Raw genomic sequence first — 15,757 nt, 5'->3', positions numbered from 1 at the left:
TGGGGAAGAAATGCCGGGTGGCGCTGCGCTTACCCGGCCTACAAAACCAGAGAAAGTAGGCCGGGTAAGGCGAAGCCGCCACCCGGCTTAAAAGACTACGCCTGCGTTTCCAGCCAGTCTTCGAGCGTATACAGCGTCGCGCCTTCCGCAGCCATATCCATAAACGCCTGGGCGCTGTCCTGCGGGTGAATATTCACCCCGCGGCAGCCGTCGGTGATGACGCTGACGGTATAACCTAACTGGAGCGCGTCCAGCACGGTAAACTTCACGCAGTAGTCCGTCGCCAGGCCCAGCACGATCAGCTCCGTGATTTCGTGATGACGTAACCACGCGTCCAGCGCCGTTTTCTGGCGATGCCCGTTATCAAAAAACGCGCTATAGCTGTCGATAGCCGGGTTTTCACCTTTATGGAACACCGCGTCGATGGCTTTCTGATTCAGGAGCGGATGCAGCTCCGCGCCTTCCGTCTGCTGTACGCAGTGATCCGGCCAGAAGGTTTGCGCCAGCCCGTCGAGTTCTCCCTGAGTGAAAGGCTCGACGTCATGCTGGCTGGCAAAGCTGCCGTGGTTCGCCGGGTGCCAGTCCTGGCTTGCGACAACCGCTTCGCTGCGGGCTTTGCACCAGTCCATCAGCGTGTTTGCCACGTCAACGGTGCTGTCACCTTCGGCGACGGCCAGCGCACCGCCCGCGCAGAAATCATTTTGCAAATCGACCAGTAGCAGGGCGCGTTGCTTCATGAGCACTCCTTATTCGTCCGGGGTCAGCTCGCCGCGCAGGTTTTGCATCATCGCGCTGCGAATGGACTGAATGTCCAGATCCTGACTCAGTAAATAGTGAAGTTTAGTCAGCGTTGCCTCAACGGTCATATCGAAGCCGCTGATAACCCCCGCATGCGCCAGCGCGTTACCGGTGGCATAGCCGCCCATGTTGACCTTTCCGGACATGCACTGGGTCAGGTTCACGACCACAATTCCGCGCTCGCTGGCTTCCTGAAGCTCTTTCAGGAATTCGCCGTTCTGCGGCGCGTTGCCGACGCCATAGGAGCGCAGAATCAGCGCTTTCACCGGCTGGCGAAGGAAGTTACGCACCACGTCGGCAGAGATACCTGGGTAGATAGTGACCACGCCAATCGGCTGTGGAGTAATCGGATGCACGATCAGCTCGCCGGCGGTGTTCGGCGCCGGCGGCGTGCCCAGACGACGGATATGAATCCCGGCCTCCAGCAGCGGCTGCAGGTTAGGGGAGGCGAAGGCGTCAAAACCGTCGGCGTGTGCTTTGGTGGTGCGGTTGCCGCGATACAGACGGTTGTTAAAGAACAGCGACACTTCCTTGATCGGGTAATTCGCCGCAACATACAGCGAGTTCAGCAGGTTGATCTGCCCGTCCGAGCGCAGCTCCGCCAGCGGGATTTGCGAACCGGTGACGATAACCGGCTTGCTCAGGTTCTCCAGCATGAAGGAGAGCGCCGAGGCGGTAAACGCCATGGTGTCGGTGCCGTGCAGGATCACGAAGCCGTCGTACTGGTCGTAATGGGCTTTAATGTCATCCGCAATGTGCTGCCAGTCTTCCGGCGTCATGTCGGAGGAGTCCATCAGCGGCTCGTATTCGTGGATGGTGAAGTCAGGCATTTCCGGACGGTGGAATTCCGGCATCAGCGCAAGCTGACGCTGAAGGTGGCCGGAGACAGGAATATAGCCGTTTTCAGAGCGCTGCATACCGATGGTACCGCCAGTGTAGGCTACATAAATCGATTTCTTCTGCATGGTAGTGAGTTCTTGTTCTTCAAAAGAAAAAAATCCCCTCTTCGCGGGAAGAGGGGACGGTTTTTAACGGACGTTAGCGCAGGTCAGGCAAAACGCGTAACGACTCTGTGGATCGTTAAAGGCCGCGAGCTTGTCGCTTTCCGCCTTCATCGCTTTCGCTGCCGTGGCGACCGGCGCAGGCAGGTAAGCCTGCATCGCCTCCGGCAGCATGGCGCGTACCGAGCCGGACATGCTGTCCATGACCATATCGAAGAACGACGGCTCGTCCTGGTAATACTCGATATGCCACTGCTTGAGCTTCGCCAGCTCGGCGGCTTTTTTCACCGCGTCATCGAAATCGCCCAGGCTGTCGACCAGACCGTTGCTCTTCGCATCCTGGCCGGTCCAGACGTGGCCCTGTGCGATCTGGTCGATCTGCTCAGGCGTCTTTTTACGCGAGTCCGCCACCAGGGTGATAAAGCGTTTATAGCCGTTCTCAATGCTGAGCTGCATCATCTCAGAGACTTCCGGCGGCAGGGATTTGGTCACCGACACGTCCGCTAGCGGAGAGGTGGCAACCCCATCGGTATGCACGCCCAGGGAATCCAGGCTGTTCTCCACGGTGTTGATCACCCCGAAGATGCCAATCGAACCGGTCAGCGTGCTTGGGTTAGCCACAATGTAGTTGGCTGGCGTTGAGATCCAGTAACCCCCGGAGGCGGCCATTCCGCCCATGGATACGACGACCGGCTTGCCGGCGGCGCGTGCCGCGGCCAGCTCAGCGCGGATCACCTCGGAGGCGCTGACGCTGCCGCCAGGGCTGTTCACCCGCAGGACAATCGCTTTCACTTTCGGATCCAGGCGAGCATCGCGGATTTGTGACGCGGTAGTATCGCCGCCCACGTTCCCTGGAGTCTCCTGGCCGTCCATGATGGCGCCGTTGGCAAACACCACCGCGACGCTGTTACCGCTGTCATCCGGCTTTTTCGTCGAGTAATCATACATGCTGATGGCGCTGTAATTTTTATCCTCTTTGCTCCAGCCAAACTGCTTGCTCAGGGATTTTTCAATCTCGGCGCTGGTGCCCAGGGCATCAACCAGTTTGTTATCCAGCGCATATTTCGCGGTATCACCGTCAACCTTACGCAGGCCTTCCAGCACGCCCTGCGCGCCCGGGAACACCTGCTCGGGCGTAATCTGGCGGTTGGCGGCAACGGTGCCCAGATAGTTCTGCCACAGCTCGCCAATCCAGCGGCTGTCCGCTTCACGGGCGGCAGGGGACATATCGTCGCGGATAAACGGCTCGACGGCTGATTTATACGTGCCGACGCGGAAGACGTGGGTGGTGACCTTCAGCTTGTCGAGCAGAGATTTATAGTACAGGCCGTTGGTGGCAAAACCGTGCAGATCCACCGTGCCCTGCGGGGAGAGCCAGATTTTATTGGCGAAGCTCGCCAGATAATATTGCCCCTGGCTGTAGCTGTCGCCCACGGCAATCACCGGCTTTCCGCTGTCGCGGAATTCGCGCAACGCTTTACCGATGTACTGCATTGAAGGCTGATCGCCTCCGGCAAAATCTTTCAGATCCAGTACGATCCCGGTGATGTTACGGTCGTCTTTGGCCTGGCGGATGGTATCGACGATATCAAACAGGGAATTTTCCTGCAGACGATCTGAGGTTGCGCCAAACAGCTGGCGACCAATCACGCTCAGGCGACTGCTGGTGGACGGCTTATCAACAATAACGCCGGTGATATCGAGTAATAGCGCGCCGCGAGTCGAATGCTGCGCCTGATTCGCGTTGCTGATATGCATCCAGATGCCCGCGCAAACCAGAACCAGGAAGATGAAGAAGATATTCATCACCAGGTTGCGGACGAAGTTGAGCAGTCTCCACGTCCATTTAAAGAAACCGGCAATGATTCGCCAAAGGGTTCGCATGTATTCTCCCTAACCAGAAAATGACTGTTTCCGTCGCCACTGGACGGTAATGTTGGGTTATCGTAATGACCCAACCGCCACTTGTCAGCAGGAATCGCCTGCCAGGCTGTAACAAAATCTGCCGTCGTGTTAATTTTGTGAGTAAATTTCAAGAAAGGAGTTAACCAATGGACGCACTCGAACTGCTTGTTAACCGCCGTAGCGCTTCCCGTCTGGCCGAACCTGCCCCGGCAGGCGAGCAGCTGGAGAACATTCTGCGTGCCGGCATGCGTGCCCCCGATCACGGTACGCTGCAGCCGTGGCACTTCTTTGTGATTGAAGGCGAAGGCCGCGATCGTTTCAGCCAGCTGCTGGAGCAGGGCGCGGTTGCCGCCGGGCAGGATGAGAAAGGTATCGACAAGGCGCGCAATGCCCCGTTCCGCGCCCCGATGATTATCGCCGTCGTGGCGAAATGCCAGGCTGGCCATAAGGTGCCGGTCTGGGAACAGGAAATGTCCGCAGGCTGTGCGGTGATGGCGATGCAAATGGCCGCCGTCGCGCAGGGCTTTAACGGTATCTGGCGTACCGGTGCGCTGACCGAAAGCCCGGCGGTCCGTGACGGTTTTGGCTGCGGCGAGCATGACAAAATCGTCGGCTTCCTCTATCTCGGCACCCCGCAGCTTAAAGCCTCCAGCACCATCAGCGTGCCGGACACCACGCCTTTCGTCAGCCGTTTCTGATAACGCACGCTAAACTGTCTGGATTCTGAGCATCTGCCGCAGAATTCAGACAGTCATACTTACCTCTTTATGGAATGAGCGCTACCATAGCGCGATTGAGATGACAGGAGACGTCCATGAGCGAGCAAACCATTCGTTTAACGCAGTACAGCCACGGAGCCGGTTGCGGTTGTAAAATTTCCCCGAAAGTGCTGGAGACCATCCTGCACAGTGAACAGGCGAAGTTTGTCGACCCGAACCTGCTTGTCGGCAACGAAACGCGTGACGATGCTGCAGTTTATGACTTAGGTAACGGCACCAGCATTATCAGTACTACCGACTTCTTTATGCCTATTGTCGACAACCCGTTCGACTTCGGGCGCATTGCGGCCACCAACGCCATCAGCGATATCTTCGCTATGGGCGGTAAGCCGATCATGGCGATTGCCATTCTGGGCTGGCCGATCAACACCATCCCGCCGGAAGTGGCCCGTGAAGTGATTGATGGCGGTCGTTTTGCCTGCCAGCAGGCGGGGATTGCGCTGGCCGGTGGTCACTCTATTGATGCGCCCGAACCGATCTTCGGCCTGGCCGTCACCGGCGTGGTGCCGACCGAACGCGTGAAGCGAAACAGCACCGCGCAGGCGGGCTGCAAGCTGTTCCTTACCAAGCCGCTTGGCATTGGCGTGCTGACAACCGCCGAGAAAAAATCCCTGCTGAAACCGGAGCACAAAGGTCTGGCAACGGAAGTCATGTGCCAGATGAACCTCGCCGGTGCGGCGTTTGCCAATATCGACGGCGTGAAGGCGATGACCGACGTCACCGGTTTTGGTCTGCTGGGGCACCTTTCTGAAGTGTGTCAGGGCGCGGGCGTGCAGGCGCAGGTCTGGTATCAGGACGTGCCGAAGCTGCCGGGCGTGGAGGAGTATATTGCTCAGGGCGCGGTCCCGGGCGGTACTCAGCGCAACTTCGCCAGCTACGGTCACCTGATGGGCGAAATGCCTGAGGAGTGGCGCAACCTGCTGTGCGATCCGCAAACCTCCGGCGGCCTGCTGCTGGCGGTCACGCCGGAATCCGAAGCCGAGGTTCAGGCCACTGCCGCCGAGTTCGGCATCACCCTGACGGCGATCGGCGAGCTGGTGACCGCGCGCGGCGGTCGTCCGATGATTGAGATCCGTTAATTCGATGCGGTTGTTTATTGCCGAAAAGCCGAGCCTTGCCCGCGCCATTGCCGACGTGCTGCCTAAGCCGCATCGCAAAGGCGACGGCTTTATCGAATGCGGCAACGGGCAGGTGGTCACCTGGTGTATTGGTCACCTGCTTGAGCAGGCGCAGCCGGATGTCTACGACAGCCGCTACGCCCGCTGGAATTTAAACGATCTGCCCATCGTGCCGGAAAAATGGCGCCTGCAGCCCCGTCCCTCCGTCACCAAACAGCTCAACGTGATCAAGCGCTTCCTGCATGAAGCTGCTGAGATCGTGCATGCGGGTGACCCGGACAGGGAAGGGCAGCTGCTGGTGGATGAGGTGCTGGACTACCTGGAGCTGGCGCCGGAAAAGCGCCAGCAGGTGCAGCGCTGCCTGATCAACGACCTCAACCCGCAGGCCGTCGAGCGGGCGATTTCGCGCCTGCGCGCCAACAGCGAGTTTATTCCGCTGTGCGTCTCGGCTTTAGCCCGCGCTCGCGCCGACTGGCTGTACGGCATCAACATGACCCGCGCCTACACCATTCTTGGGCGTAATGCGGGCTATCAGGGCGTACTTTCCGTGGGGCGCGTGCAGACGCCGGTGCTGGGGCTGGTCGTGCGTCGTGACGAAGAGATTGAAAACTTCGTCGCCAAAGATTTCTTTGAAGTGAAAGCGCATATCGTCACGCCTAAAGACGAACGATTTACCGCCGTCTGGCAGCCGAGCGATGCCTGCGAATCGTACCAGGATGAAGAGGGGCGCCTGCTCCATCGTCCGCTGGCGGATCATGTGGTTAACCGCATTACCGGGCAGCCCGCTATCGTCACCAGCTATAACGATAAACGGGAATCAGAACCCGCGCCGCTGCCGTTTTCGCTTTCTGCACTGCAGATTGATGCGGCCAAAAAGTTTGGCCTGAGCGCGCAGAACGTGCTGGATATCTGCCAGAAGCTCTACGAAACCCATAAGCTGATCACCTATCCGCGTTCGGACAGCCGCTATCTGCCGGAAGAGCACTTTGCCGGACGCCACTCGGTGATGAACGCCATCAGCGTCCACGCGCCGGATCTGCTCCCGCAGCCGGCGGTAAACCCGGACACCCATAACCGCTGCTGGGATGATAAAAAAGTCGATGCCCACCACGCGATTATCCCGACGGCGCGCGCCAGCAACGTCAACCTGACCGACAACGAAGCGAAGGTCTATAACCTGATCGCCCGTCAGTACCTGATGCAGTTCTGCCCGGACGCGGTATTCCGCAAGTGCGTGATCGAGCTTGAGATTGCCAAAGGCAAGTTTATCGCCAAAGCGCGTTTCCTCGCAGAGGCAGGCTGGCGCACGCTGCTGGGGAATAAAGAGCGCGACGAAGAGAACGACGGCACGCCGCTGCCGGTGGTCGCTAAAGATGACGAACTGCTGTGCGAGAAGGGCGAAGTGGTTGAACGTCAGACCCAGCCCCCGCGCCATTTCACCGATGCGACGCTGCTGTCGGCGATGACCGGGATCGCCCGATTTGTGCAGGATAAAGATCTGAAGAAGATCCTGCGCGCCACCGACGGTCTGGGGACGGAAGCGACGCGAGCGGGGATCATCGAACTGCTCTTTAAGCGCGGCTTCCTGGAGAAAAAGGGTCGCTACATCCACTCAACGGAACCGGGCCGGGCGCTAATCCACTCTCTGCCAGAGCTGGCCGCCAGGCCGGACATGACCGCACACTGGGAATCGGTGCTGACGCAGATCAGCGAGAAGCAGTGCCGCTACCAGGACTTTATGCAGCCGCTGGTCGGGACGCTTTACCAGCTGATCGATCAGGCGCGCAGCACGCCGGTGAAAACGTTCAGAGGGATGGTTGCGCCCGGTGGCGGCGCGAAGAAACCGTTCAAGAAGAAAAAGAGCGCGGCAGCCTCTTAACCGTAGGCCGGGTAAGGAGCAGCCGCCACCCGGCGAAAAGCCGCTCTGCGGCCTGATACGCCCGGTTTTCTCCCTCTCCCTGTGGGAGAGGGCCGGGGTGAGGGCACCCGGCCGCACGATATAAACTTTAAATCACACCCTGCCCAATCATCGCATCCGCCACCTTCACGAATCCGGCGATATTCGCCCCGCGCACGTAGTTGGTTTGCGACGCCTCGCCGCCGTACTCCACGCAGGCATGGTGAATATCCAGCATGATGTGGTGCAGGCGCGCATCCACTTTCTCCGCCTTCCAGCCGAGACGCGCGGCGTTTTGCGCCATCTCGAGGCCTGAGGTCGCCACGCCGCCCGCGTTAGCGGCCTTGCCCGGCGCAAACAGCACGCCCGCTTCCAGGAACAGGTCCGTCGCATCGATGGTGGTCGGCATATTCGCCCCTTCGGCCACCGCTTTTACGCCGTTGCTAATCAATGTACGCGCGGCGTCTGCATCCAGCTCGTTCTGCGTGGCGCACGGCAGGGCGATATCCACCGGCACGCCCCACGGCTGTTTACCTTCGAGGTAGGTCAGGCCAAGCTCCCGGGCATAATCCGCCACGCGACCGTCGCGGCTGGCTTTGATTTCACACAGGAGCGCCAGCTTCTCTGCCGTGAAGCCTGCTTCATCCACCACCGTGCCGCTGGAGTCAGAGGCGGTCACCACGCGAGCGCCAAGCTGCATCGCTTTCTCAATCGCGTACTGCGCCACGTTACCGGAGCCGGACACCGCGACGCGCATGCCTTCAAAGCCTAAACCGTGGCGCTTGAGCATCGCCTCGGTGAAGTAAACCAGGCCGTATCCTGTCGCTTCCGGGCGGATCAGGCTCCCGCCGAACGACAGCCCCTTGCCGGTAAAGACGCAGGCGCTGTTGTTGGAGAGCTTTTTCATCATCCCGGCCATAAAGCCCACTTCACGTCCGCCCACGCCGATATCACCGGCAGGCACGTCGGTGTCAGGGCCAAGGTGGCGGTAGAGTTCGGTCATCAGCGCCTGGCAGAAGCGCATCACTTCGCCTTCGCTTTTGCCTTTCGGGTCGAAATCGCTACCGCCTTTGCCGCCGCCCATCGGGAGCGTGGTGAGGGCGTTTTTAAAGGTCTGCTCGAAGCCGAGGAATTTCAGAATAGACAGGTTCACGGACGGATGAAAACGCATGCCGCCCTTAAACGGGCCAATGGCCGAGTTAAACTGTACGCGCCACGCGCGGTTAACCTGTACCTGATTGCGATCGTCAACCCACGTTACGCGGAACTGGATCACGCGCTCCGGCTCGACAAGGCGTTCAAGCAGAGACATCTGGCGATAACGCGGGTTTTGTTCAAGGAAGGGCCACAGGGTGGTCATAACTTCACGCACGGCCTGCGCGAACTCGCTTTGGTGCGGGTCGCGCTGCTGAACATGGGCAAGGAAACTTTCCAGAGAGCGTGTCTGATCCATAGATATAAGAACCTCTTATCGTATTTTATGTTTATTACTTATGCGATTTGTGTTGTTTTTTTGACTATACCACCCGTACCGCTTTGTGAGGCAAGCAGAAATTTATGCCGAAAGGGAAATTAATGAGAGGGCGGGCGTCATAACTAAAAGCGATGAAGAGATAAATTAAAGGTTCCGCTCGGGTTTACCGTTATAGTCATTATCAAGGAACTACTGGAAGATGTGTCTATGAAACGTTATCTACTCACCGCGTTATGTCTGATCTTTACCGCAGGCGTGCAGGCCAACCCCATTCTCCCGGACGTGGAGGTGAATGTGCCGCCGGAAGTCTTTAGCTCCAGCGGCCAGAACCAAACGGTGCAGCCCTGCAATCAGTGCTGTATCTATCAGAATCAGAACTACTCGGAAGGGGCCGTTGTGAAAGCGGACGGCATTCTGCTGCAGTGCCAGCGCGACGAGCGCGCCATCAGCACGAACCCGCTGGTCTGGCGTCGCGTAAAACAATAAACGCTTCCAGCAGCGGAATATCCGCAGGAGCTAAGGCGTAGCCAAACGCCTCTTCCGGCGTACACCACGCGAGCGCGCTGTGGTAGTGCGCCGTGAGCTCGCCGCGAAAAGCAGGAACGTGCCATGCATGCAGGTTGATCAACCGCTGCGACACTTCCCGCTGGTGGCTTGCCACGTATTGCCCCGGCAGGGCGTCAATGCCCAACTCTTCACGCAGCTCGCGGATAAGCGCTTCTGGCTGGGTTTCTCCGGCCTCGACTTTACCGCCTGCAAATTCCCACATTCCCGGCTGGTCGGCATGGGCAGGGCGCTGCGCCAGTAAAATATTGCCGTCTTTTTCGATAATGGCGGCAACGACATCGAGTGTTTTCAGCATGGTCGTCAATAATTGATAGCGAAAAAAGACATATTATCGTGCCCTTTCTCAGAGTCCAGTAATCAGGAGAATCAGGTGAAAGAGACTACCGCCTGGGTTGCCCCCCTCGAATCCCTTCCCGCCAGCCTTAAACCGATTGCCGCCATGCAGAAAAAGCATTTTGGCGCGGTGCTCAATCCCACACGCTGGTGGGGACGCATGCCGCGTCTGTTCTGGCTGGTGGCGCTGTTTGTCGGTTTTTTGGAGCGCCGTCGCGCGCGCCTGACGCCCGCGCTTCGTTCGCTGCTCATGACGCGGGTGTCCCAGCTCTGTCACTGCGCTTTTTGTATTGATGCCAACAGCCTGCGGCTGGCCGAGCGCTGCGGCGCGCTGGATAAGGTTCAGGCCGTGGGCAACTGGTATGACTCCGCCTTGTTCACCGAGCAAGAGCGCGCGGCGCTGGCCTACGCCGAGGCGATGACCGCCACGCCGCCCCGGGCGGATGAGGCTATCAGAACGGCGCTGAAGCGCCACTTCACGGACGAGGCCATCACCGAGATGACGGCGCTCATTGCGTTTCAGAATCTTTCCGCCCGCTTTAATGCCGCGCTGGATATTCCGGCGCAGGGGCTGTGCGCCACGTTTAACGAGACTCCCCATGTTTGACCGCCATCTTCATCCGCGGGTAAAACCCGCTCTGAATCGTCTGGTTTCCGTGCTGGATAAGCCGGGCATCACGCCCGACGGATTGACCTTGGCCGGGTTTGCCGTCGGCGTGCTGGCGCTGCCGTTTCTGGCCCTCGGCTGGTATCCGGCCGCGCTGGTCGCCATCGTGCTTAACCGCCTGCTGGATGGACTGGACGGCGCGCTGGCGCGCCGGAGAGGGCTGACCGATGCGGGGGGATTTCTCGATATCGCGCTCGATTTTCTGTTCTACGCCCTGGTGCCGTTTGGCTTTGCGCTCGCGGCTCCCGCAGAGAATGCGCTCGCGGCCGCCTGGCTGCTGTTTGCGTTTATCGGTACCGGCAGCAGCTTTCTGGCGTTTGCGGCGCTGGCCGCAAAGCACGATATCGACAACCCCGGCTACGCGCACAAGTCGTTTTATTACATCGGTGGGTTAACGGAAGGGACGGAGACCATCGCGCTGTTCGTGCTGTGCTGCCTCTTCCCGGCACACTTTGCGCTATTCGCGTGGGTATTCGGCGCGCTGTGCTGGCTGACCACCACAACGCGCGTCTGGAGCGGCTATGTGACGCTGAAGTCACTCAACCCTTAGAGCGCACTCTCTGGCCCGCGCTCTCCGGTAGTGACCGGGTTCTGCGGGTGACTGCTCCATTCGTACCAGCCGCCGTCATAGACGGCGACATTCTTCCAGCCCATCGCCCGGGCGTACATAAAGGTTTCTGACGCCCGCCACCCGGTGCCGCAGTAAAACGCGACGTGCTGTTCCGGCAGAATATTCCAGCGCTTCCACTGGGCGGCAATATCGTCCGCGCTGCGCATGGTGCCATCCGGATTATGGAAATCTTCCATATGGGTTGCGTCGCTGCCCGCGTGACCCCAGCGGGCACCGGCTATTTCACCTTTTGGCTTGATGTAGCTGTAGCCGCTGGTTTCGCCGATGAACTCCGGCCACGAACGAATGCTGACAAGGGAGGCATCCTGACGGTGCAGCATCCCGCGTGCCTGTTCCATATCAACCATCAGCTGCGGCTGGCCGGGGATCGGCGCGCCGAAATCGGGGGCTGGCGTTACTTTACCGGGCGTGCCGCGTTCAACCGGCAGGCCTGCATCTGACCACGCTTTCCAGCCGCCGTCGAGAATGCGCACATCCTTCACGCCCGCATACAGCATTATCTGTGCCACGCGCGCGGCGGCGTAAACGTCGCGGCCATACAAAATGACGGTGGTATCGTGACGGATCCCGTGCTTCGCCAGCATCGCTTTCAGCCTGTCGTCGGAGACTTTATTCCACAGCGGCTCGCTTTCCACCTCGTTGGTGTCGATGTAGCCCGCGCCGGGAATGTGGTTCAGCAGGTAAAACTTCGGTGCGCCCCAGGCGGCTTCAATCACTTTCCAGTCACCCGCCGGCGCGGCGGTCACGGGTTTACCCTGCTGGAGGCGGTGGATCCACTGCGGGTAAACCAGCTGTTCAAAGTGGGGCAGGCGCTGAAGGCGGTCGGGCGTCTGCAGCGCGTCGCTGAGCAGCGAGACGTGGCGGTATCCGGCTTTCTCCAGGCGGGACTTCACCGCCAGGTTATCGTTCTCGTCGCCGTACAGGGCGATGGTCGTTGCGGGCGTAAGCTGATGCTGTTTTGCCCAGCTCGCAATCTGCTCGTCGCTCATTGCGCCCAGCCAGGCGGCAGCCAGGTTGAGTGCGGGGGGGTCATGCCCGGAGGGGCCGCTGAGGGTCTGCGGCCAGCCGTTGTAAAACGCGCTGGGACGGGTGTCGACAGGCGTGCCGCGCTGCGCCTGAAGCTGAGACAGCGTCATCGCGTTGGCCATATCAGCCGCCAGAGAGGAAAAGGAAGCGAGGCCGCAAAGCAGGGCCAGCGCGGTCAGTTGAGAAACACGTTTCATCGAATAACCTGACGTCAGTAAAAGAGGGGGGCATTGTCGTCTCTCCGGAAATGGAAAACATTGCGTTAGCACATTATTGCCAGCGAGAAATCTCAATCAGCTCGCCGCCGGGCGGAATATCGTCCTCATCGTGCGTGACCAGCACCACCGGGATATTGCGCGTGCGGACGGCGTCAAATACCCATGTCCGAAACGTCGTGCGCAACGTTTTATCGAGGCGGCTGAACGGTTCGTCCAGCAGCAGCGCCTGCGGCTCTGCGAGCAGGGCGCGCAGCAGGCTGACCCGGGCCCGCTCCCCGCCGGAGAGGGTGGCCGGATCGCTGGCGTAATGACCGCTCAGCCCGGCGGAATCCAGCGCCTGCTCGACCGCTTCCCGACGCGCGCGTCCGACGATCCGCTCTGGCAGCGCCAGCAGCAAATTTTGCCCGACGCTGAACTGTTCAAACAGCAGCGCGTCCTGAAAGAGGATGCCCAGCCCGCGGGATTCAACGGGAAGGCGGTCGCAGCGACGCGCGTCGAGCCACAGTTCGCCTTGCGCCTGAAAATCGTCTGACAGCGCGCCGACCATCCACGCAAAAAGGGTAGATTTGCCGCTGCCTGACGGCCCCATCAGGGTAACGATCTCACCGCGAGGAACGCAAAAACTGACCTCGCGGAAAAGCGGTTCGATGGTGAGATGATTTACCTTTAGCATTATCGTAATCCTTGACGGTAGCGGCCTGCGAGCCGGGATATCAGGGCGGCAAGACCGAACACCGTGCCCGTGACCAGCAGCAATCCCAGCGCCCTGCTGGCGAGAACGGGGATGCTGCCCCCGCTGCTGAGCGCGACGGTTTCGGTGGTCAGCGTGGCGAAACGCCCCGCACCAAGCCACAGCGTCGGCATGTATTGCGCCATGCTGACGGAAAAGCCGGTGGCAAAGGCCAGCAGCGCAGGGCGCACCAGCAGGGGGCATTTCAGCAGTAAGAATATTTTCGCCCGTCGCCAGCCGAGCGTTCTGGCGGTAAGAATAAGTCGGGGATCGATCCGTCGCCAGGCGGGCTGCAGAACCAGCAGCATCCACGGCAACACCCACAGCAGATGGCTCCAGAGCACGGCGGCATAGCGCCCGTCGAGTCCCAGACGCAAAGCAATAAAGTATTGTCCGGTGACGAGCGGCAGCGCTGGAAGGGCGAGCGGTGACCACACCCACGCTGCGCCGCGCTGCGGTCCCCATTCCAGCCAGAGAAAAATGACGATGAGGGCGATCAGGCTCGACAGCAGACCGAAGGAAAGGCTGGTCCCCACGGGACCCACGTCGCCCCCGCGCGCCAGCATCAGCAGTACCGCGGCGCACAGGATGCCGCACGCGGGCAGTAACCCGCTGAATGGCCGCTCAGGCAGGACGCGCTGAGTCCGGGGGCGCGTCCCCGCGAGGTTCGGGATCGTGCGACGCCATGCCTTCCAGAGGCCGTACCCGAGGGCGGCAAGCGCGGCGAGCAGCAGGAGGAGAAGCAGGCACAGCAGCATTCCTTTCGCCTGCTGCTCGGCGTCGCCCTGGCTTAGCCACTGAAAGGCCAGCACGGCCAGGGTGGGCGGGTTGCCGGGCCCGAGAACGATCGCCACATCCACGACCGAGAGTGACCACGCCAGCACCGCCAGCATCACCGCGCCCAGAACAGGCGCGATCGCCGGGAGGATCAGCCAGCTGAGCGTCTGATAACGCCCGTAGCCAAAGGTTTGCAGGACGACCTTCTGCTGCGCGAGCCGTTTTTCCGGCAGTACGGCGTAAATGGCCCACAGCACGAACGCGCTCTCTTTGACCGCGAGCGTCAGGCCCAGCCCGACGCCGTATCGGTCAAACGGAGCCGTACAGACGGTGCAGACCTGATAAAACAGACCGTCCTCGGCAAACAGCAGTAACGCGCTGGTGGCGAACGCCACATGGGGGATCGCCAATAGCCACGGCAGGCGGGTAGAGAGGCGTCGCCAGCGTTGACCGGGCCACAAAAGGCAGATAAGGAAAAGGGCAATCAGCAACGCCCCCAGCGTGGCGATGAGCGTTGAGACCAGCGTGGCGACGGCCGCCTGCGGCAGCTGCGGGTCGTTCAGCAGCTGATGCCAGTTTGTCACGGAAAACGCCGGTGCTAACAGCATCACGCTGGCGGGCAGGATCGGCAGATAAATCACCGCCATCGCCAGCCAGACAAGCCCGCTCAGCGGGTGCCGTAACGACGCAGCCATTCCTGCTCCAGCGCGTTCACCCAGGCGGACTGCGGCTCGGCAAGCACCTGCGGCAGCCCCTGAGGCGTGTGGGCCAGCAGCGGTTTCGCGTCACCTTCGGGCAGCGCTTTCGCATCCAGTACGCTCGGGTCTCCCCAAATGGCCGGGTCGGCCTTGCGGATTTGCGCCTGCGGCGACAGCAGGAAATTAGCGACCACTTTTGCACCCGCGCTCGCACCGGCATTGGCCGGGATAGCCACAAAGTGGACGTTGCCGAGCATCCCGCTATGGAAACCAAAGCTGTAGCTGTCGGCAGGCAGTTCGCCGCTCGCCACTTTCTGCTGCGCATGGGCCGGGTTAAAGGTCAGCGACAGGTTCAGACTGCCGCTGGCAAGCAGGGCATCCATCCGCGCGGGTGAAGGGGGAAAGTCTTTGCCTTCGCGCCACAGCAGCGGGTGCAGTTTATCGAGGTAGGCCCAGAGCGGCGCCGTAACGTGATTAAACGTTTCATCGGGCGCCTTTTGTAACGCCTCAGGGCGATCGGTGAGCGTCAGAAGCAGCTGCTCAAGAAATGCCGTGCCGGTAAAATCGGGCGGGCGAGGATAGCTGACCTTGCCCGGGTGCTGCTGCGCGTAAGCCAGCAGCGCCTTAGGATCTTCAGGCGGCGTCGGCATGCTGGCTTTGCGGGCGATAAAGGTCAGCTGCGCGCCGCCCCACGGGGATTCTGCCCCGTCTGTGGGAATAGCAAAATCTTCCGTGACGGGTTTACGGGTATCGACATAGCGCCAGTTTGGCAACGCCTGCGCCCATCCGGTTTGCAGCAGGTTCGCCTCTTTCAACGTGCGGAAGTTTTCGCCGTTGACCCACAGCAGGTCAACCGAGCCGTTGGCCTTACGCCCCGCTGCGGCTTCCGTCTGGATCCGTTTTACCGCATCGGCGGCGTCCGCCAGCGGGACGATTTTTAGGGTAATGGCGTAGTGCGTTTGCATCTCACCGCTGACCCACTCAAGGTAGCGGTTGACCGCCGGATCGCCGCCCCAGGCGTTAAACCAGACGGTCTGGCCTTTGGCCTGCTGTTGGATAGCGTGCCAGCCCTCGGCGGCACACAGGGGGGGTGCCAGCAGCAGACCGGTCAGGAACGCGCAAAAACGCACACGGCGCA

At 60.5% G+C, this 15,757-nt stretch carries 15 protein-coding genes; 6 read left to right on the top strand and 9 right to left on the bottom strand.

Annotated features, from left to right (window positions below):
- Positions 1-95: 95 nt before the first annotated feature.
- The 3 genes from pncA to sppA all read right to left on the bottom strand — a co-directional run bounded on the left by pncA (position 96) and on the right by sppA (position 3,683).
- Positions 96-737: a bifunctional nicotinamidase/pyrazinamidase gene (gene pncA / locus P346_RS17225; protein ID WP_032657927.1), complete on the bottom strand. Its 642-nt coding sequence runs from the start codon at positions 735-737 to the stop codon at positions 96-98.
- Positions 738-746: 9 nt separating this feature from the next.
- Complete coding sequence (gene ansA / locus P346_RS17230; protein WP_032657925.1) at positions 747-1,763, bottom strand: asparaginase; 1,017 nt, start codon at positions 1,761-1,763, stop codon at positions 747-749.
- A gap of 63 nt (positions 1,764-1,826) precedes the next feature.
- The gene (sppA, locus tag P346_RS17235; RefSeq protein ID WP_032657923.1) at positions 1,827-3,683 is read right to left on the bottom strand and encodes a signal peptide peptidase SppA; all 1,857 of its coding nucleotides are present in this window, start codon (positions 3,681-3,683) and stop codon (positions 1,827-1,829) included.
- A gap of 167 nt (positions 3,684-3,850) precedes the next feature.
- Between sppA and P346_RS17240 the strand changes: the two genes are divergently transcribed.
- The 3 genes from P346_RS17240 (at position 3,851) to P346_RS17250 (ending at position 7,480) form a co-directional block, all read left to right on the top strand.
- On the top strand, positions 3,851-4,402 hold the full coding sequence (locus tag P346_RS17240) for an NAD(P)H nitroreductase (RefSeq protein ID WP_023327148.1): 552 nt from the start codon (positions 3,851-3,853) through the stop codon (positions 4,400-4,402).
- Positions 4,403-4,518: 116 nt separating this feature from the next.
- Positions 4,519-5,562: a selenide, water dikinase SelD gene (selD, locus tag P346_RS17245; protein ID WP_008500702.1), complete on the top strand. Its 1,044-nt coding sequence runs from the start codon at positions 4,519-4,521 to the stop codon at positions 5,560-5,562.
- 4 nt (positions 5,563-5,566) lie between these two features.
- Positions 5,567-7,480: a DNA topoisomerase III gene (locus P346_RS17250; RefSeq protein WP_032657921.1), complete on the top strand. Its 1,914-nt coding sequence runs from the start codon at positions 5,567-5,569 to the stop codon at positions 7,478-7,480.
- A gap of 127 nt (positions 7,481-7,607) precedes the next feature.
- On the opposite strand, the gene gdhA is transcribed toward P346_RS17250, so the two are convergent.
- On the bottom strand, positions 7,608-8,951 hold the full coding sequence (gene gdhA, locus P346_RS17255; protein WP_032657919.1) for an NADP-specific glutamate dehydrogenase: 1,344 nt from the start codon (positions 8,949-8,951) through the stop codon (positions 7,608-7,610).
- 228 nt (positions 8,952-9,179) lie between these two features.
- On the opposite strand from gdhA, the gene P346_RS17260 reads away from it, so the two are divergent.
- Positions 9,180-9,458, top strand: a complete 279-nt coding sequence (locus P346_RS17260) for a DUF1496 domain-containing protein (RefSeq protein WP_029742006.1) — start codon at positions 9,180-9,182, stop codon at positions 9,456-9,458.
- On the opposite strand, the gene P346_RS17265 is transcribed toward P346_RS17260, so the two are convergent.
- Positions 9,418-9,834, bottom strand: a complete 417-nt coding sequence (locus P346_RS17265) for a pyrimidine (deoxy)nucleoside triphosphate diphosphatase (RefSeq protein ID WP_032657918.1) — start codon at positions 9,832-9,834, stop codon at positions 9,418-9,420. The two genes, P346_RS17260 and P346_RS17265, sit on opposite strands and share 41 nt — an antisense overlap.
- Before the next feature lie 75 nt (positions 9,835-9,909).
- On the opposite strand from P346_RS17265, the gene P346_RS17270 reads away from it, so the two are divergent.
- Complete coding sequence (locus P346_RS17270; protein ID WP_032657915.1) at positions 9,910-10,479, top strand: carboxymuconolactone decarboxylase family protein; 570 nt, start codon at positions 9,910-9,912, stop codon at positions 10,477-10,479.
- Positions 10,472-11,089, top strand: a complete 618-nt coding sequence (locus P346_RS17275) for a CDP-alcohol phosphatidyltransferase family protein (RefSeq protein WP_032657913.1) — start codon at positions 10,472-10,474, stop codon at positions 11,087-11,089. The genes P346_RS17270 and P346_RS17275 overlap by 8 nt, the downstream gene beginning before the upstream one ends.
- On the opposite strand, the gene P346_RS17280 is transcribed toward P346_RS17275, so the two are convergent.
- From P346_RS17280 to P346_RS17295, 4 genes are all read right to left on the bottom strand, one after another.
- Positions 11,086-12,393, bottom strand: a complete 1,308-nt coding sequence (locus tag P346_RS17280) for a rhodanese-like domain-containing protein (protein ID WP_032657910.1) — start codon at positions 12,391-12,393, stop codon at positions 11,086-11,088. The two genes, P346_RS17275 and P346_RS17280, sit on opposite strands and share 4 nt — an antisense overlap.
- A gap of 73 nt (positions 12,394-12,466) precedes the next feature.
- The gene (locus tag P346_RS17285) at positions 12,467-13,087 is read right to left on the bottom strand and encodes an ATP-binding cassette domain-containing protein (RefSeq protein WP_032657906.1); all 621 of its coding nucleotides are present in this window, start codon (positions 13,085-13,087) and stop codon (positions 12,467-12,469) included.
- Positions 13,087-14,616, bottom strand: coding sequence for a thiamine ABC transporter permease (locus P346_RS17290; RefSeq protein ID WP_032657905.1), 1,530 nt, complete (start codon positions 14,614-14,616; stop codon positions 13,087-13,089). The genes P346_RS17285 and P346_RS17290 overlap by 1 nt, the downstream gene beginning before the upstream one ends.
- On the bottom strand, positions 14,589-15,749 hold the full coding sequence (locus P346_RS17295) for an ABC transporter substrate-binding protein (RefSeq protein WP_032658323.1): 1,161 nt from the start codon (positions 15,747-15,749) through the stop codon (positions 14,589-14,591). Before P346_RS17295 ends, P346_RS17290 begins: the two co-directional genes overlap by 28 nt.
- Positions 15,750-15,757: the final 8 nt, after the last annotated feature.

The organism is Enterobacter sp. DC1 (genome assembly GCF_000568075.1).
GTDB classification, from domain to species: domain Bacteria; phylum Pseudomonadota; class Gammaproteobacteria; order Enterobacterales; family Enterobacteriaceae; genus Enterobacter; species Enterobacter asburiae.
The sequence above is the reverse complement of the archived record's forward strand: the minus strand, read 5'-3'. Positions and strand labels throughout refer to the sequence as shown.